Raw genomic sequence first — 14,898 nt, 5'->3', positions numbered from 1 at the left:
CGTCAGTGCTTGAACGCGGACTCGCGCTGTGCCCTCACGGCCAGGATGAACACCACGTCGATGTCGGCCAGGTACCGGTACAACGCGACATAGCCGCGCGCGCCCTTGCCGATGACGAGTTCTCGCTTGCCGTCCTTGACCGGCCTGCCAATCAGCGGACTGTGGGCCAAAACCTGAATCGTTTCGAGAAGTTTGTCGACCCGTTGCGGAACGTCCACCGCCTCGTGGCGCAGCATGTGATCGATGACTCGCTCGAGGTCGTCGAAGACCCCAGGCGCCAATTCAATGCGGGGCATGCCTCAGGGCGCCGGCACCCGGGGCTGCGGCTTGCGCGGTTTTTCGCCTTTGGCACGCGCTTGCAGGTAGGCCTTCGCGTCGTCCCAGGGCACCGTCTCGCCAGTGCTCTGCAGCGCGGCCCAGCGTTCGTCCGCCACGCGATGGAGTTCATCGTCGAGTTCACTGCGCTCCACTGTGTCGGAGAGTGCATCGAGGATGAACGCATGCGACGACTTGCCGGCGCGCGCTGCGGCTGCGGCGATGCGCGCCTTGAAGGCGTCTTCGATGCGGATGGTGGTGGTGGGCATGGTCGGGGATGTCGGCTGAAAAGCAAGTGTAGCACATTTGTGCTGCAGCCGGTGGCCGCGAAGCGAAGCTGCTCCGCTGGATGGCGTCAGCCGCGCCGCCAGGGTCTCCACCAGCGCCGGTCAGGTTCCCACGGCGCGAGCGGACGCGTGTCCAACTCGAGGGCGGCCGGCTGCGCGCGGCCGCCCTGGAGCTGTCGCACTTTCACCTCGAGCGCGTGGGCGATGCCGCGCGCCTGCCGCTCACCCCTGAGCGCGCGGCGGCGCCACTCGGCCGCCTGGGCGGCGAGTGCCTGCGGGTCGTGGTCGGAGACTTCCAATTCCATGATGTGGCATTGTTGAATGCCATGGGCCATACGCTGTAGGCCGAAGGCGCACGCCTGTGTACGAAAGGATACAAGTACGCTCGGCTGGCGCAGCATCCCTGCGGGCTGGGGTGTAAAAAGCATGCCGAGGCCGGTGGCGCGGCTTACGATCACGGCGACCGAAGGAATACCGAATGCCCCACCCGAACCCGCAGGAAGACACCCGCAGCCATCCTATCAAGCGTGCACTCGACAAGAGCAAGGACGTGAAGCACGCCGTCGAGACGGCGGCGGACGAACTCGCCATTGTCCATGCCGTGCTGGACAAGGAGATCGCCGAGGAGGACCGCACCCACGAAGTGGACCGCGCGATCGCCCAGACCGACCGCATCGAGAAGAGGCTCTCCAAATCCGTCGAAGCGCTCGAAAAGGTGGCGGACACGCTCGCCGCCGAGATCCAAAAAAAGTCCCCGGGCGCCTGAGCGGCGGCCCGAGAGGTTCGCCTAGTCCTCTGCACCTTCGGTGCATCGAGGAGCCAGCCTACAACCCGTAACCTCGTAAGCCGTAAAACGGAGTCGACCCTGGTTCGCGTCGTCTCCTCTCTGGCAAGGACGCATTCATTCAAAGAAAGCGTATGCAGCCACTCGCCACCATCCTCGTCGAGGACAGTGAGACCATCCGGAACAACCTGATCCCGGCGCTCGAAGAACTTGCAGGCGTGCAGGTGATCGCATCCGCCGAAACGGCGCAGGAAGCGATCGCGGCACTGGGGCGGCATGCAGCCTGGCAGCTCGCGATCGTCGATCTCTTCCTCGCCGAAGGCTCGGGCCTGACCGTGCTGCGCGCCTGCCAGGACCGCAGTGCCGGCCAGCATGTGGTCGTGCTGACGAACTATCCCACCGCCGAGATGCGCCGCCGCTGCCTGGGACTCGGCGCCGATGCCGTGTTCGACAAGTCGACCGAACTCGACGCGTTCTTCGCGCATTGCCTGCACTTGCGCATCGTGTAGCTGCCGCGCCTCGATCAGGCGATCATCGATTCCAGGTCAGAGGCCAGTTCGCGCGGCGCCGGCATCTCCTGCACGGTCTCTTCCGACAGGCCGATGGCGTCGGCCGAGCGGGCCGGCCAGGCGTGCGCCGCGTCAGCGATGTGGAGCCCGGCGCGCTCGAGCGCCACGCGCCAGACCGCGAGGTGCAGTACGTTGGCGAGCGGGTCGGCCTGCGCGGCCTGCAGCGGGTCGGCAAAGCACGAGAGCGCGCTGACGAACTCGGGCGCGAAATCCCAGCCCGCGGCGAGCCGGCTGCCCACGTCGCCATAGTGGAAGCCGAGTTTCTGCTTTTCCACTTCGAGCCGGCCCATCACATCGAACGGGTGCACGGCGTTGAGCTCGGCCATCTCTTTCTTCATGGCGCCCGCCATGATGAGGTGCCCGATGGCATGCATGCTGCCCACGGTGAAAGCCAGGTTCTGGTCGACGCGTTGTGCCTTGCCAGCGAGGTAGCGGGCGACGGCCGCCACGCGCAGGCTGTGCGCCCAGAAGGCGGGCAGGTTCACACCATCGACCTTCTGGAAGGTGCCCTTGAGACCCGAACTCACGACCAGCGAGCGAATCGCCGAGAAGCCCAGCAGCTGGATCGCGTCCTGGATCGAGACGATCTTGCGGCGCAGCCCGAAGTAGGGGGAGTTGACCATCCGCAGCACCCGTGCGCTCAGCACCTGGTCGAGCTCGAGCTTGCGCGCCACCGTCGGTATGGAGGTGTCTTCACTGCGCAGGAGTTCGATCAGATCGAACACCACCTTCGGCACCGTGGGAAGCAGGTGGGCGTCGGCGAACAGTTCGTCCAGGGTCATGGCGATCTCGATGTTGGTTTTTTTCGCTGCGAGATTTTCGTGCAAACTTAAGGTTACATGTTGATATCAAGCCCCATCAGGCCCGCAATGGTCGACTGAAGTGCGGGTTTCCTGCAACAGCCGTAGCCGGTCTCCTGCGTTTCCGGGATTGCGAGTCCGATGAAATTGTGGCAATCAGTGCGGAAGCGCCGAGCCGATAGAGGCATTCCTACAGGATCCATCTGGTCGCACGCACGACCCGCTGCCAACCTGCCGTTAGGTTTGCCGTATCGGGAAGCAAACCATGGAACTGTGTATTTTTCTGGTCGAAGACAGTCGGCAAATTCGGGACAATCTGATTCCTGCGCTCGCGGATCTGGGGCTGGCCAAAGTTGTCGACTTTGCGGAATCAGAAACTGAAGCGACGCGCTGGCTGGCTGAACACGAGCATTCCTGGGACATTGTGGTGATCGACCTCTTCTTGAAAGAAGGATCCGGTCTCGGTGTCCTGCGCTGGGTTCAGTCTCGGCGCAACGCCAGGCAGCACGTTGTGGTGCTGTCCAATTACGCGACACCAGTGATGCGCGAAAACTGTCGCGCATCGGGAGCGGATGCCGTTTTCGACAAGTCGACGGAATTGGATGAATTTTTCGAGTATTGCCAGACAGCGGATCGCCACCGTGCCGAGGGCTAGTGCACAAATCGCTGAGCCAGCGCCAGGCGCCGCTCATACGCGTCAGCAGCTTGCTCGCCGAATTCAGGAACCGTTGGCCTCACCGCCGGGCAGTTGGAAGGAGTCGGGTCCCGGGAAACGCTGGTCAGGCCTGGGAATCGGGCGCTTGTGGAGGGATGCGAAGCTGATGCAGCATGCGGCTCCGATCACGGGAATCAGCCACACCAAGGTCAGTTGGAGCCTGCGTTGCAGCGGCGAGTAAAAATCGCTGCGCCATATCGTGACCGTTGCCATCAGATTGCCTGCGAGCACGGCGATCGCAACGAGAGCGAATATGAAGTACATATCTCTGGGCAAGTGGCTTCTCCAGGAGCTTCTGGGGGAATGTAGCCAGGGGTGCATGCCGGCGTCAACCGATCGGCATGTGTGCCATTCGGCGAGAGTGAGGCCTTCCGTTTTCACATGAGGAAGACGAAATGATCCAGCAATCGATCGATATCCGCAGTGCCACGTCCGATGAGATCCCGCGCGCCGTCGCAGCGATCGTGGCGGCCTTCCTCACAGACCCTCCTGCGCGATTTGCGTGGCCTTCGCCGCACGACTATCTCCTGGCCATGCCCGTGGCCACTGGCGAGTTCGCCGGCAGCAGCTTCCAGCATGGCACGGCTTATGTGTCCGTGGACTTCTGCGGCGCCGCGCTTTGGCTGCCCCCCGGCGTGGAGCCGGACGGCCAGGCTCTCGCCAAAGTGTTCCACGACACAGCAAAGCCTGAACACATGGACGATCTGCTGGCCACCTTCGAGAAGATGGAAGAGTCGCATCCTCGAGAAGCTCATTGGTACTTGCCGCAGATTGGCGTCGAGCCGAACGCACAGGGAAAAGGCATCGGGGCGGCGTTGATGCGTCATGCTCTCGCGCGTTGCGATCAGGAACGGTCGCTGGCATATCTCGAGGCATCGAAGCCGCAGAACATCCCTTTCTACCGGCGCCATGGTTTCGAGGTGATAGGCGAGATCCAGGTGGGTTCTGCACCGCTCGTCACGCCGATGCTCCGCAAGCCGCACCGACCATGACCTGATCCGCTTGCCAGACGTTTGCGACGCCTTCGCCTATTCAAAAGAAAAGGTCACGAACTGGTCGAGCTCGTCTGCTGGGCGGTAAGGCTTGCTGCGTAGCGTCACAGAACGTGAGCTGAAACCCGGGGTCGCCGCCGGGTTCGCGCGAACTTTTCCCTTTGACGACGTCGTGCTGAAGCGATAGAGCGAAACCGCGATATTGTCGAAGGCCGCCTCGTCGGAGCGATATCGGCCCGGAGCGCCGTTCGCACGTTCGAACAAGCGCAGCACTTCCAGCGCATCGAGTGCAAAAACCAGCTGGCCCTCGAAACTTGCCTCCCTGTGTCGGGCCTCGACAGTAACCCCGTCAAGACGACCATCCCGGTACTCGAGCAGGATCGGCGTTTGTCCCGTGGTCAAGTTCTGTGTTGCAAAACTCGCTAGCTCCCGTGCTGCGAGCCTCATGGCGGCTATCGTTTCTGCCGACATGGTTGCGCCGCACTGGGCGATCACCTCTTCCGCATCAGACGCGACGGCCGCATAGGATTTCAGCGGACCCGGCTTTCCATAGAGGGATGCCACTGACGCGACCGCCCCCGGCGAAAGGCCGAAGGTAAGGCGTCCGATCCCATTGTGCGGAGTAATCAGCCAATCGGCGTTCAAATTCTCACCTTGGTGATTTGAGGGGGTTTTTCCAAGGAATCATGGGCGAGATCGTTGCTCTCATCAATAGATCCGGTGCCAGTGCCGCGCGCGCAGCCGCAAGCGATCTCCTTGCAGATGTCCAAAATGGGTAAAATGGGGAACATCCGTATTTCAGGAGCCGCCATGGCCGTCAACTCTGCTTCCGTCCGACCTGCCGCCGAGATCGAGCGCCTGACGCGCGACCTGCCTTCGTTTTCGGCCACCCGGCTGGCTTCGGGCATGCAGAGCGTGACCAGCACCGTGATGGCGCGCGGGGCGGTGGTGATCACGCGGCATGAGCAGCCTTCGATGGTGCTGATGTCGGTGGAACGCTATCTCAAGCTCGAGCAGGCCGCGGAGCCGAACCTCGAGGCGCTCACCTCCCGCTTCGACGACATGTTCGCGCGCATGCAGGGCGAGCCTGCCGCGCAGGCCATGGCCGACGCCTTCGCGATGACGCCGGCCGAACTCGGCGAGGCGGCCGTGGCGCAGGCAGCAGCACCGCGACGCTGATGCCCGCGCGCATCTTCGTGCTGGCCGGCGTCAACGGCGCCGGCAAGAGCAGCGTGGGCGGCGCTGCGCTGCTGCAGAAGAAGGTGGACTACTTCAACCCCGACCTGGCCGCGCGCGAACTCTGGGAGGCCGACCCGAGCCTGTCGTCGGAGGCGGCGAATGCCCAGGCCTGGGAACTTGGGCGTCAGGGGCTCGAGCGGGCACTGGCGCAGCAACTGAACTTCGCGTTCGAAACCACGCTGGGTGCGAGGACGATCCCGCAGATGCTTCTCGAAGGCGCCGAGCAGGGCGCCCAGGTCCATCTCTGGTACGCGGGGCTCGCCTCGCCGGAGCTTCATCTGCAGCGCGTGCGGGCCCGGGTGGCCGCGGGCGGACACGACATTCCCGAAGCGAAGATCCGCGAACGCTACGAGACGAGCCGCGCCAACCTGATCCGGCTGCTGCCGCACCTGGCGAGCCTGCGCGTCTACGACAACAGTGCCGAAGGCGACCCCAAGGCCGGCCAGCGGCCGCAACCATTGCTGCTGCTGCACATGGAAGGCGGGCGCGTGGTCTCCCACATCGCGCTCGGCCAGGTGCCGCAATGGGCCAAGCCCATCATGGCCGTGGCGCTGGCGGGCCAAAAAAAACCCAGCGCAAGGCTGGGCGGAAAGCGTTGAGGCCTCACGGCTTCAACAGCCCCGCACGCACAAGGAGTCGTCGAGGCAACGGCAAATCGGGTGTCCGGACAGGCGATACCGGTCCAGCGAAAAACTAGGCGGCTTCCGTGATCGGCCTGAGCCACTGCACGGCTGCAGCCTCCGGGTCCATGGCGCGCAGCTGCTCGTCGCGGAACAGGTCGCGTGCCACATCCTCGAGCTCGCGCGTATCGACGGTGTGCCACTGCTGCTGCAGCCGGTGGGCGCAGGCGGCGATCCAGAGGGTGGCGGGGAGTCGGTCCATGCGCAGATTATGCCGCAAATACTGTATGAATTCACAGTATCACGAGTTTGATCGGCGGTCGACGCACGCACGTCGGATCGGGCAAGTCCCCGCCAGGATCGTGCAAGGGCTGCGGGGCTGGGCTTCCTAGGATCAAGGCCATGTTCAACGGGCGCCCACGCGCCACAACATGGAGGCTGAAATGAGCAAGGTCTGGTTCATCACGGGGGCGGGTCGCGGAATCGGCGCACAGATCGCGAAGGCGGCGCTCGCCGCCGGCGACAGCGTGGTCGCGACGGGGCGCAACGTGGAGCAGCTGCAGCAGGTGTACGCCGCGCATGCCGACCACGTGGCTTGTCTCCCGCTCGACGCCGCGCGCGAGCAGGACGCGGCGGCCGCCGCCGAGGCCGCGCAGCAGCGCTTCGGCCGCATCGACGTGCTGGTGAACAACGCGGGCTATGGTCAGCTCGGGCTGTTCGAGGAGATCGACAGCGCGGACGTCGAACGGCAATTCCACACCAACGTGTTCGGCCTGATGCACGTGACGCGCGCGGTGCTGCCGCTGATGCGGCGCCAGCGCAGCGGCCACATCCTGAACCTGTCGTCGATCGGCGGCTTCATGGGCTTCGATGGTTCGTCCGTCTATTGCGCAGCCAAGTTCGCGGTGGAGGGATTCTCGGAGTCCCTTGCGCTGGAGGTCGCGACGTTCGGCATTCGCGTGACCATCATCGAGCCGGGCTTCTTCCGCACCGACTTCCTCGACAAGAGCTCGGTGCAATACGGCTCGCGCCGCATCGCCGACTACGGGGGCTCGCCCGGCGAGCCGCCGCGCGCCACCTACGAAAGCTACAACCACAAGCAGCCGGGCGACCCGGAGAAGCTGGGGCGCGTCGTGGTCGAGCTCGCGGCGATGGCCGAGCCGCCGCTGCACTTCGTCGCCGGCACCGACGCCCTTGGTTTTGCGCGTGGCGCCTTCGAGCGCCGGCGCGCCGAACTCGAAGCCTTCGCCAGCCTGTCGGTCGCCACCGACGGTGCGTTCTGAGATCTGAACCACAGGAGATTTGCAATGCAACGACGATTCCATTCCCGATGCCTCGCGGCCGCGTGCCTCTTCACAATGGCGTTTCTCGCCGGCGCGACGGCGCAGGCGAACCCGGGTGCGACCGATGCCCGCGTCGCGCGCGGCGAGCAGATGCTGCTCGAGCTCAACGGCGGCAAGCCGCAGCCGACCTACGAGGCGATGCGCCAGGAGTTCCCGTTCCTCGCCGAAGCCACGGCCGGCTATGCGCTCGGCAGCGTCTGGGATCGAAAGGTGCTCGATGCCCGTACGCGGCAACTGTCGGCGATGGCGGCCTTCGCCGCGCTGGGCCTGCGGCCGTTCTTCAAGATCCATGCAGGCTATGCGCTCGACGCCGGCGTGCCGGCCGACGAGCTCAAGGAGATCGTCTACCTCGTCACGGTTCCCGCGGGCTTCCCGCGCGCGATCGAGGCCTCGCAGGCGCTGCAGGAGCTGCTGCAGGAGCGCGGGCTGGCCGGCAGTGCCGCGGCGGCCGTGCCGCAGGCGGGCCGGCGCTGAGCGGGGGACGGCGTCGGCGGCGCGCCGTCCTTCAAGCGGCGCCTCCGAGTGCCTGCACCAGCCGCTGGGAAGGTCGTGCAAAAATTTCACGAACTTCTCAGGCACAGCGATGACAGACAACAGCACACCCGTTTCCGACGGCCACTCCCTCGAATACCGCGGCTTCCGCTTCGAGCTTCGCGCCGAGCCCGCACCCGGCGGCTACCGCCCGGTCGCAGTCGTTGTCCGCACGCCCGCGGACGAGGAAGAGACACAACTGCCGAACGATACGGATGAGATCGTGTATGGCTCCGAGGCAGAGGCAACCCGGCACGCAGAGCAGCAGGCGATGCGATGGGTCCATGACCGCACTGGCGACGGGCAGGGGCAGTTCTAGGCCAACGCGCGCAGGCGGGAGACATCCTTCGACGGCGGCACGCCGAAGAGCCTGCTGTACTCGCGGCTGAACTGCGAGGCGCTTTCGTAGCCTACGCTGAAGCCCGCCTGCGAGACCTCCATGCGTTCGCTCAGCAGCAGGCGGCGGGCCTCCTGCAGGCGCAGCTGCTTCTGATACTGCAGCGGGCTCATCGAGGTCAGTGCCCTGAAGTGGTGGTGCAGCGACGAGGCGCTCATGCTGCATTCGCTCGCCAGCGCCTCGACCTTCAGCGGCTCCGCGAAGTTGGACTTGAGCCACGCGACCGCACGCATCACGCGCGCGGCATGGCTGTCGGCGCGTGCCACCTGCGCGAGCCGCTCCCCTTGCTCGCTGCGCAGCAGACGGTAGACGAGCTCCCGAAGCGCCAACGGCGCGAGCATGGCCGCGTCCTCGGGTGAATCGAGCAGTCGCATGATGCGGATCGCCGCATCGAGCATGTCGTCGCTCACGTTGTTGAGGAACAGCCCGCGTGCCGTGGCCGCCCGCGGCATCGCGGAGGTGCCGAGCTGCATCACGAGCTCCGACACTTCGGTCGGATCGAAGTCGAGCCGAAAGCAGAGGTAGGGCGCGTCGAACTTCGCGTGCACGACCTGGGCGCTGACAGGCAGGTCCGTCGAGAAGACCAGGAAGCGCGAGGCGTCATAGGTGTAGACCTCGTCGCGCAGCATCACGCGCTTGGCGCCCTGCGCAATGATGCAAACCGACGGCGGATGCAGCGCGTGGATCAGCTCGTCGCCGGGTGCGGACAGCCGGATCGCCGACACGCGCGGAATCGGCGTGGCGCAGACGCCGTCCTGCGGCGCATGCCGCGAGAGCAGGCGCGCGAGCTCGCCGATCCGGCCGGCGCGCGGCGCGGAGGGGCCGAGGTGCGTTGCTGCAGACCCCGCGGCTGCGACGGGAAAAGGTTCGAGTCCCTGTGATGCCATCCGTGTACGTTACATCAGGCATCCGCTCGCGTGACGACGGCCCGCCGATCAGGCCGGACCGGCCCGCTTCTCAGCGACCGTCCCGGTCGGAGTCGCCCGGAATGGCGCGCTCCAGCGTGTCGCTCACGCGCTGCCAGGCGTCGCGCGAGGCATGCTTGGCATGCTCCCACTGCAGGTTCGACTTGCCGCGCGATGTGTCCCAGTCTCGCCCGAGATCGCTCTCCACATCGTCGAAGGCCCGGCCCGGATGGCGGTTGTACGCCTCGGCGCCGTAGCGGTAGGCCGGGCCGTAGTCGTCGTAGCTGTGGCCATTGGCCACGTAGGGTCGCGTCGTGTAGTTGTCGCGCCAGTAGCTTTCCTCGAGGTCCGGGTCGGCCGTTGCCGCGACCCCGCGTCCGGTGAGCGCGCCGACGGCCGCACCGGCCGCGGCACCGACCGCAGCGCCCACCGGCCCGGTCATGCCGCCGATCGCCGCTCCGGCGGCCATACCGCCCGCGACGCCGCCTGCTGCTCCGCCGACGGCAGCGCCCACGCCTGTTGCGGCCTTCTTGGTTTTCTCATCGGTGATCTTGGAATCCGACATGTTCAGCTCCTTGGAAAGGTCCGCCGGATCGGCGAACGGAAAGCCCAGCTTAGGCACGCGCTGCCGAGGTGACGTCGGCCATGTCTGATGGTGGTGTCGGGCATCGGCGCGGCCGGCGATTCGGCCGGACGAGCGGTGCCCTGTGCCTGGCACGGCGCGCATGCACTCCGTCGTCCTGGGAACGCCTAGAACACGCTCACCGCTCATGCCTCGCCAGCCGGTCGATCGCCATCGCAAGGAAGGTCGCGGTGGCCAGCGTCAGGCAATAGGCGATCAGGGGCCACGCGCTGTCGCCGGGAAGCACGACCGCCGCGGTGGTGCCGAGGCCCCCAACGATCAAGCTCTGAATGCAGTAATAGAGCGCAACGGCCGTGCCCGCGGCGTGGCTGAAGTCCTGCAACGCGCCGTTGGCCGTGACCGACACCACGAAAACGATGCCCACGGCGATCAGCCACATGGGAAGCACGAATGTCAGCACCGAGGGTTCGGCTGCGCGCGTGCATGCGCCGAGAATGCATGCGCCCGCCACGATGACGCACAAGCCGCGCATGAGGCTGCCAGCGATTCCCCAGCGCGACACGAAAGTTCGCGCGAAGCGCGTCGTCAAGATCATCACCAGGGCCACCGTGGCGAAGACGGCGCTAAAGGCGAGCTGGGAGAGGCCCAGCCGCTCCATCAGCACCCGCGGCGCGGTGGAGAAAAACACGAAGAACGCCCCCATTGCCGTGCTGAAGCCGAGCGTGTGGATCCAGAACGATGCGCTTGCGAGGATGGAGCGAAGCACGCGGCGCTCTCCTGGCCTGCGGTGCGGGCGCGTTTCGTGCCATCTGGGCAGTGCGTGGCCGAATGCGAGCAATCCGAGGATGCCGAGCATCGTAAAGATCGCGCGCCAGCCGAGCCCGACGGCGACGAGGGCGCCGAGCATGGGGCCGAGCGCAGGCACGAAGGCCAGCATCGAACCGAAGAGGCCGTAGATCACACCGCTCTGCGGGCTGTCGGCGTAGACGTCGCGGACCGTCGCGAAAGTGGCCACCAGCGCGGCCGATGCGCCGAGTGCCTGGAGGACGCGCAGCGCGAGGAAGGACGGCCCGCTGCTGGTCATCGCCAGCGCGAAGGATGACACGGCAAAGAGGAGCGCACCGCCCAGGACCACCGGGCGTCGGCCGATGCGATCCGACAAGGGACCGAAGAGCACCTGTCCCAGGCCGAGCACGACCATGTAGACGCTCAGCGTGAGCTGGACCATCGCCGGCGACGTGCCGAGCGCCGCCGGCATCTGCGGAATGACCGGCAGATACACGTCCATGGCCAGCGAGGCGAGAAGGTCGAAGGGGCCCATCAGCAAGAGTGCCGAAGGCAGGGAGTACGCCCAGAGGGGCGTGGATTTGTCAGGCATGGCAAGTAGTCCGCACAGATGAAGAAATCTGGCGGCGACCTGCCTTCTGGTGAATCACTGAATCAGGGTAGATCGCCGCAACAACGACAAGGGCTGTTGCGGCTCAGCGGTCTGCGGACTTGCTGTCTCCCACGGGCGTTCCTTCGAGATGGGACCTGTTGATCAACGAGGGCCCGACGGAGCCCGTCGAGCGCGTTCGAGTGCAATGGTAGCGTAGGCACCGGCGGGGAAAGCGTGCGCAGCATGGCTCGTATGCCGCAGCCCGTCTTGTCCCGCATCCGTTGAACAGGAGACGCTCATGAACGACGACACCGCCGATGACGATCTGGCGCTATGGCGCATGGAAGAGGCCTTCTGGCTTCAGGGCATCGAGGCATATCGTCGCGACATGCGCGACGATGCCGCCATGGTCTTTCCAGACCCCACCGGCGTGCTGATGGGCAAGGACGTTCTCGCCGCGGTGGAGGCCGCGCCACGCTGGGTCGACGTGTCCATCAGCGAACGACGGATCCTGCGTGCAGGTTCCGGGGTGGTGGTGCTGGTCTACCGCGCGCTTGCGAAGCGCAAGGAAGCGCAATACCGCGCGCTGTGCAGTTCCTCGTACGCATCCAGTGGTGGTGCCTGGAAACTGGTCCATCACCAGCAGACCCCCGTGCAGGTCAATGCTTGAACCGCCGTCTGTGGATTGCAGCGCAATGCCTGTTCCGAGCGCGGCGAAGATTTCTGTGATGTATTCCCGCATTTTCGGCGTTGCATCCACTGTGTTTCACGTCGTCCTACAGACCTGGATCGAGTGACCTTTTAGGTTCGCGAAGCGCGGCACGATGGCGGGGTACCTGCCCCGCCAGGACAACTTCCAGCGATGTCGCGAATCTAGAAAGGGAACCATGGATGCGACGAACTCCGAACACGCACAGCGCGACCGTCACGGTGATCCTGCCTGCCCACTTCGACGGTACGGAGGAGGTCTTGGCATTGCGTGCCGCTGGCGTGCCTGTGAATGACCACGGCGAAGTCGCTGACGGGTATCTCTTCAGGCGGTGGTATCGACAGAGCAATCGCATCGCCTTTCGTTGGTTTGCACGCACGCCCGGCCAAGCCTCGGCGCCCGAGCCTTCAATGACGCCTGGGGGACGGCAAGCGAGGCGGCGGGCAGGCTCGCCGGCTCCGGGGGCGTAGGAGAGTCGCTCTCAGCCGGATCGAAGCCCTGAACGCGGGCGCACCAGCGCGTTGATTGGCTACGCCGCCGACAAGCGAGTCGGCCTTCGCACGCACAGAGAAGATGACGACGGCTCCCCAATTGGGCCTGGCCTCTCGGTGAGCCAGATGAACCATGGGGCTGCCTTTCCCTACCCGCATGAGACGTTTCCGCATCTGCCGCGACGGTTGTGCGTTTCGGACGCGGACGGTGGCTCGGCCGACGTCCGGCGCTATCCAAAGAGCCGCGCTCAGCGTCTAATTCGCCAACGTTCAACCCTAAAAAAAGACGCAATGGCCACCCTCGCTCGCATCGTTCACGTGGGACCTTCCAAACCAAGCAAAGTACGCAACAACTCGCTCTCCGCCCGAGAGACATGGTGGCGAGAATTCATAGGCGAATTCTGCAGGCTCTGCGGTAGGGAGATCGATCGAGAGTGGGTCGCCGGCTTGGCCGTCCTGCTCTACCCACTGAATACTGGCCGCTTGGGGCGTGATGCAGCGCAAATTGCCTTCGCGACGCGGGGTTACCAATTGCCTGTACACCGTGAAGGTCGCGATGCCCGTCCAGCATCTGCCGTTGCCGGCACAACGGCTGCGCACTGAGCAGCGCTTTCCTCAAAGCAGACAGGTTTTTCTTTAGCCGCTGCGGAACGGGTCGAAAAATTTAGCGCACGCAGGCGGTAGCCACCTGTTGCCCGTCGAGGCCCGGGGTCCGACGTTGCGCAAAAGCGTCTCCGGCGCCTGCACTTTCACCGCCTCGATCCCGGTCGCAGGTGTCGCCGCGTGCCGGGTGTCGTCTACCCCGGCACAGCGCTCGCTGCGGGCCGGGGCCTGCGCTCGATGGGGCCTGATCCTTCGGGGCCCATCGCACCGCGGAGCGAATTGAGCTTCCTGCAATGCGCCAAGTAATCTACCCGGCAATCAAATCCAGATGGAACCGACCGACCGCAGTCCTTCGCGGAATTTCCACTGCAATCTTTGAATTAGTGCCTGCGGGCCTTGGCGGTGAATATCCGGCATAAATGGTCATAAACGGTCATAAAAGGTCAGGAATTACACAGGAAACAATTGGCGGATAGTTGCAACATCCGGTACGTCCGCTGTACCGAAACTGCAAGCACACATTCGTCGACCCGCCACATTAAAAAAGGTGTCACCGAACTTTAGTAGCAGTTGCGACGACTGATGAGTTTCAGCAGCACAACGCTTTGACGCCGCGGACTGTAAAACTGGCGAAAAGGCTGCCAAATATTTCACGTTTGTCTACATTTGCGTTCTTTCAAGTTGCAAATGAAGTGCATTGAATCAATAGCCGTGTAGCATTTGTATCGTCCCAGGATCAACCGGTTGGTTGATCTTCTCGTCCAGAAGTCGGAGTACTGCTGCCCCGACTCATTTCCACTCAAAAGATGAACCAAATTCAAGTTGTTCCCAAGGATGGTGGCGCGGTCGTCGACACGCGCGTCGAGGCACTCTCTCTCGACAAACCTTCTGTCATTCACCTGAAGATTGCACCGGAAAGCGTCGTCAGGTTCGAGCGTCGCGGCAGCGACTTGGTTCTGGCCATGCGCGACGGTAGCGCCACGGTCCTCCAGGGCTTCTTCAATGAGTATGCGCAAGGGGGCCGTAACGACCTCGTCTTGGAGGATGCAGCAGGCGTCCTTTGGTGGGGTCAGTACACCGGACCTTGGTCCGAGTTCCACTTCACCGAGATCGAATGGCTCGACGGCGTGCCCGTGGCCGCGGCGTCGGAAGGGCTGCCTGGCTGGCTTATCGCAGGGCTGGGGCTGCTCGGCATCGGGGCGGCGGCTGCCGCGGGTGGTGGTGGAGGAGGTGGAGGGTTCTCCCTTCCTCCGGTTGCGCCGCCGCCTTTGAACAGGGCGCCCACGGGCGAAGCCGATCCGATCGCAGTGCGTGCGGGTCACAGCGGGAACGGCCAGGTGGTCGCTCGTGACCCGGATGGGGACACGCTGACCTATGTGCTGGGGGAGCCGCCAGCGCATGGCACGGTGGTGATCGATCCAGAGACGGGGGAGTACACGTACACGCCCGAAGCCGGATACGACGGTCCGGACAGCTTCACTGTCGTCATCACCGATGGCCGGGGCGGCACGACCACCAGCACGGTGGACGTGACGGTGCAGCCGAACAACGAACCGACTCTTCCGAACTACACGCTGACCACGCCCGAGGACACGCCCGTCGCGGGCCAGGTGACAGGCGTCGACCTGGATGGCGAC

General features: G+C 64.8%; 21 protein-coding genes. 11 read left to right on the top strand and 10 right to left on the bottom strand.

What is annotated here, in order from left to right; genetic code table 11:
* Nucleotides 1-2: 2 nt before the first annotated feature.
* From AC3A6J_RS26165 to AC3A6J_RS26155, 3 genes are all read right to left on the bottom strand, one after another.
* The gene (locus tag AC3A6J_RS26165; RefSeq protein ID WP_487862930.1) at nucleotides 3-296 is read right to left on the bottom strand and encodes a type II toxin-antitoxin system RelE/ParE family toxin; all 294 of its coding nucleotides are present in this window, start codon (nucleotides 294-296) and stop codon (nucleotides 3-5) included.
* Between the two features lie 3 nt (nucleotides 297-299).
* Complete coding sequence (locus tag AC3A6J_RS26160) at nucleotides 300-584, bottom strand: CopG family transcriptional regulator (protein ID WP_487862929.1); 285 nt, start codon at nucleotides 582-584, stop codon at nucleotides 300-302.
* 86 nt (nucleotides 585-670) lie between these two features.
* Nucleotides 671-907 carry a hypothetical protein gene (locus AC3A6J_RS26155; protein WP_487862928.1) on the bottom strand — a complete coding sequence of 79 codons (237 nt, stop codon included), beginning with the start codon at nucleotides 905-907 and terminating at the stop codon, nucleotides 671-673.
* A gap of 173 nt (nucleotides 908-1,080) precedes the next feature.
* Between AC3A6J_RS26155 and AC3A6J_RS26150 the strand changes: the two genes are divergently transcribed.
* Together AC3A6J_RS26150 and AC3A6J_RS26145 are read left to right on the top strand one after the other, a co-directional pair.
* Nucleotides 1,081-1,368, top strand: coding sequence for a hypothetical protein (locus AC3A6J_RS26150; RefSeq protein WP_487862927.1), 288 nt, complete (start codon nucleotides 1,081-1,083; stop codon nucleotides 1,366-1,368).
* 152 nt (nucleotides 1,369-1,520) lie between these two features.
* Entirely contained in the window at nucleotides 1,521-1,895 is a 375-nt protein-coding gene (locus tag AC3A6J_RS26145; RefSeq protein ID WP_487862926.1) for a response regulator transcription factor, read from the top strand.
* Between the two features lie 14 nt (nucleotides 1,896-1,909).
* Here AC3A6J_RS26145 and AC3A6J_RS26140 read toward each other — a convergent pair whose 3' ends face one another.
* A complete protein-coding gene (locus tag AC3A6J_RS26140) occupies nucleotides 1,910-2,737 on the bottom strand; it encodes an HDOD domain-containing protein (protein ID WP_487862925.1) in 828 nt (275 codons plus the stop codon).
* A gap of 283 nt (nucleotides 2,738-3,020) precedes the next feature.
* On the opposite strand from AC3A6J_RS26140, the gene AC3A6J_RS26135 reads away from it, so the two are divergent.
* Together AC3A6J_RS26135 and AC3A6J_RS26130 are read left to right on the top strand one after the other, a co-directional pair.
* Nucleotides 3,021-3,410 (top strand): response regulator, encoded by a 390-nt coding sequence (locus AC3A6J_RS26135; RefSeq protein ID WP_487862924.1) that lies wholly within the window; start codon nucleotides 3,021-3,023, stop codon nucleotides 3,408-3,410.
* A gap of 455 nt (nucleotides 3,411-3,865) precedes the next feature.
* Nucleotides 3,866-4,462: a GNAT family N-acetyltransferase gene (locus tag AC3A6J_RS26130; RefSeq protein WP_487862923.1), complete on the top strand. Its 597-nt coding sequence runs from the start codon at nucleotides 3,866-3,868 to the stop codon at nucleotides 4,460-4,462.
* 36 nt (nucleotides 4,463-4,498) lie between these two features.
* On the opposite strand, the gene AC3A6J_RS26125 is transcribed toward AC3A6J_RS26130, so the two are convergent.
* Both AC3A6J_RS26125 and AC3A6J_RS26120 read right to left on the bottom strand, forming a co-directional pair.
* Complete coding sequence (locus AC3A6J_RS26125) at nucleotides 4,499-5,107, bottom strand: hypothetical protein (protein WP_487862922.1); 609 nt, start codon at nucleotides 5,105-5,107, stop codon at nucleotides 4,499-4,501.
* Nucleotides 5,104-5,274 (bottom strand): hypothetical protein, encoded by a 171-nt coding sequence (locus tag AC3A6J_RS26120; RefSeq protein WP_487862921.1) that lies wholly within the window; start codon nucleotides 5,272-5,274, stop codon nucleotides 5,104-5,106. The genes AC3A6J_RS26125 and AC3A6J_RS26120 overlap by 4 nt, the downstream gene beginning before the upstream one ends.
* On the opposite strand from AC3A6J_RS26120, the gene AC3A6J_RS26115 reads away from it, so the two are divergent.
* Nucleotides 5,273-5,641 (top strand): hypothetical protein, encoded by a 369-nt coding sequence (locus AC3A6J_RS26115; RefSeq protein ID WP_487862920.1) that lies wholly within the window; start codon nucleotides 5,273-5,275, stop codon nucleotides 5,639-5,641. The two genes, AC3A6J_RS26120 and AC3A6J_RS26115, sit on opposite strands and share 2 nt — an antisense overlap.
* Nucleotides 5,641-6,300: an ATPase gene (locus AC3A6J_RS26110; protein WP_487862919.1), complete on the top strand. Its 660-nt coding sequence runs from the start codon at nucleotides 5,641-5,643 to the stop codon at nucleotides 6,298-6,300. The genes AC3A6J_RS26115 and AC3A6J_RS26110 overlap by 1 nt, the downstream gene beginning before the upstream one ends.
* Before the next feature lie 94 nt (nucleotides 6,301-6,394).
* On the opposite strand, the gene AC3A6J_RS26105 is transcribed toward AC3A6J_RS26110, so the two are convergent.
* Nucleotides 6,395-6,583: a hypothetical protein gene (locus AC3A6J_RS26105; protein ID WP_487862918.1), complete on the bottom strand. Its 189-nt coding sequence runs from the start codon at nucleotides 6,581-6,583 to the stop codon at nucleotides 6,395-6,397.
* 181 nt (nucleotides 6,584-6,764) lie between these two features.
* Between AC3A6J_RS26105 and AC3A6J_RS26100 the strand changes: the two genes are divergently transcribed.
* From AC3A6J_RS26100 to AC3A6J_RS26090, 3 genes are all read left to right on the top strand, one after another.
* A complete protein-coding gene (locus AC3A6J_RS26100; RefSeq protein ID WP_487862917.1) occupies nucleotides 6,765-7,604 on the top strand; it encodes an oxidoreductase in 840 nt (279 codons plus the stop codon).
* Between the two features lie 24 nt (nucleotides 7,605-7,628).
* Entirely contained in the window at nucleotides 7,629-8,138 is a 510-nt protein-coding gene (locus tag AC3A6J_RS26095) for a carboxymuconolactone decarboxylase family protein (protein WP_487862916.1), read from the top strand.
* A 109-nt stretch (nucleotides 8,139-8,247) separates the two neighbouring features.
* Nucleotides 8,248-8,514 carry a hypothetical protein gene (locus AC3A6J_RS26090; RefSeq protein ID WP_487862915.1) on the top strand — a complete coding sequence of 89 codons (267 nt, stop codon included), beginning with the start codon at nucleotides 8,248-8,250 and terminating at the stop codon, nucleotides 8,512-8,514.
* On the opposite strand, the gene AC3A6J_RS26085 is transcribed toward AC3A6J_RS26090, so the two are convergent.
* From AC3A6J_RS26085 to cml, 3 genes are all read right to left on the bottom strand, one after another.
* Nucleotides 8,511-9,479, bottom strand: a complete 969-nt coding sequence (locus AC3A6J_RS26085; RefSeq protein ID WP_487862914.1) for an AraC family transcriptional regulator — start codon at nucleotides 9,477-9,479, stop codon at nucleotides 8,511-8,513. The two genes, AC3A6J_RS26090 and AC3A6J_RS26085, sit on opposite strands and share 4 nt — an antisense overlap.
* Nucleotides 9,480-9,549: 70 nt before the next feature.
* Complete coding sequence (locus tag AC3A6J_RS26080; protein ID WP_487862913.1) at nucleotides 9,550-10,062, bottom strand: hypothetical protein; 513 nt, start codon at nucleotides 10,060-10,062, stop codon at nucleotides 9,550-9,552.
* Nucleotides 10,063-10,258: 196 nt separating this feature from the next.
* Nucleotides 10,259-11,458, bottom strand: a complete 1,200-nt coding sequence (gene cml, locus AC3A6J_RS26075) for a CmlA/FloR family chloramphenicol efflux MFS transporter (protein WP_487862912.1) — start codon at nucleotides 11,456-11,458, stop codon at nucleotides 10,259-10,261.
* A 298-nt stretch (nucleotides 11,459-11,756) separates the two neighbouring features.
* Between cml and AC3A6J_RS26070 the strand changes: the two genes are divergently transcribed.
* Both AC3A6J_RS26070 and AC3A6J_RS26065 read left to right on the top strand, forming a co-directional pair.
* Nucleotides 11,757-12,128, top strand: coding sequence for a DUF4440 domain-containing protein (locus AC3A6J_RS26070; protein WP_487862911.1), 372 nt, complete (start codon nucleotides 11,757-11,759; stop codon nucleotides 12,126-12,128).
* Between the two features lie 1,939 nt (nucleotides 12,129-14,067).
* On the top strand, nucleotides 14,068-14,898 hold an 831-nt coding region (locus AC3A6J_RS26065), incomplete at its 3' end, for a BapA/Bap/LapF family prefix-like domain-containing protein (RefSeq protein WP_487862910.1).

The sequence above is a fragment of the Variovorax sp. Soil_C_39 genome (genome assembly GCF_057656815.1).
The sequence above is the reverse complement of the archived record's forward strand: the minus strand, read 5'-3'. Positions and strand labels throughout refer to the sequence as shown.

What these genes read in the sequence shown, in the direction of transcription:
- AC3A6J_RS26160 (WP_487862929.1), bottom strand. Translation starts at nt 584, where the DNA reads ATGCCCACCACCACCATCCGCATCGAAGACGCCTTCAAGGCGCGCATC.
- AC3A6J_RS26135 (WP_487862924.1), top strand. Translation starts at nt 3,021, where the DNA reads ATGGAACTGTGTATTTTTCTGGTCGAAGACAGTCGGCAAATTCGGGAC.
- AC3A6J_RS26100 (WP_487862917.1), top strand. Translation starts at nt 6,765, where the DNA reads ATGAGCAAGGTCTGGTTCATCACGGGGGCGGGTCGCGGAATCGGCGCA.
- AC3A6J_RS26120 (WP_487862921.1), bottom strand. Translation starts at nt 5,274, where the DNA reads ATGGCGGCTCCTGAAATACGGATGTTCCCCATTTTACCCATTTTGGAC.
- AC3A6J_RS26145 (WP_487862926.1), top strand. Translation starts at nt 1,521, where the DNA reads ATGCAGCCACTCGCCACCATCCTCGTCGAGGACAGTGAGACCATCCGG.
- cml (WP_487862912.1), bottom strand. Translation starts at nt 11,458, where the DNA reads ATGCCTGACAAATCCACGCCCCTCTGGGCGTACTCCCTGCCTTCGGCA.
- AC3A6J_RS26165 (WP_487862930.1), bottom strand. Translation starts at nt 296, where the DNA reads ATGCCCCGCATTGAATTGGCGCCTGGGGTCTTCGACGACCTCGAGCGA.
- AC3A6J_RS26115 (WP_487862920.1), top strand. Translation starts at nt 5,273, where the DNA reads ATGGCCGTCAACTCTGCTTCCGTCCGACCTGCCGCCGAGATCGAGCGC.
- AC3A6J_RS26080 (WP_487862913.1), bottom strand. Translation starts at nt 10,062, where the DNA reads ATGTCGGATTCCAAGATCACCGATGAGAAAACCAAGAAGGCCGCAACA.
- AC3A6J_RS26140 (WP_487862925.1), bottom strand. Translation starts at nt 2,737, where the DNA reads ATGACCCTGGACGAACTGTTCGCCGACGCCCACCTGCTTCCCACGGTG.
- AC3A6J_RS26085 (WP_487862914.1), bottom strand. Translation starts at nt 9,479, where the DNA reads ATGGCATCACAGGGACTCGAACCTTTTCCCGTCGCAGCCGCGGGGTCT.
- AC3A6J_RS26155 (WP_487862928.1), bottom strand. Translation starts at nt 907, where the DNA reads ATGGAATTGGAAGTCTCCGACCACGACCCGCAGGCACTCGCCGCCCAG.
- AC3A6J_RS26130 (WP_487862923.1), top strand. Translation starts at nt 3,866, where the DNA reads ATGATCCAGCAATCGATCGATATCCGCAGTGCCACGTCCGATGAGATC.
- AC3A6J_RS26105 (WP_487862918.1), bottom strand. Translation starts at nt 6,583, where the DNA reads ATGGACCGACTCCCCGCCACCCTCTGGATCGCCGCCTGCGCCCACCGG.
- AC3A6J_RS26110 (WP_487862919.1), top strand. Translation starts at nt 5,641, where the DNA reads ATGCCCGCGCGCATCTTCGTGCTGGCCGGCGTCAACGGCGCCGGCAAG.
- AC3A6J_RS26090 (WP_487862915.1), top strand. Translation starts at nt 8,248, where the DNA reads ATGACAGACAACAGCACACCCGTTTCCGACGGCCACTCCCTCGAATAC.
- AC3A6J_RS26150 (WP_487862927.1), top strand. Translation starts at nt 1,081, where the DNA reads ATGCCCCACCCGAACCCGCAGGAAGACACCCGCAGCCATCCTATCAAG.
- AC3A6J_RS26070 (WP_487862911.1), top strand. Translation starts at nt 11,757, where the DNA reads ATGAACGACGACACCGCCGATGACGATCTGGCGCTATGGCGCATGGAA.
- AC3A6J_RS26095 (WP_487862916.1), top strand. Translation starts at nt 7,629, where the DNA reads ATGCAACGACGATTCCATTCCCGATGCCTCGCGGCCGCGTGCCTCTTC.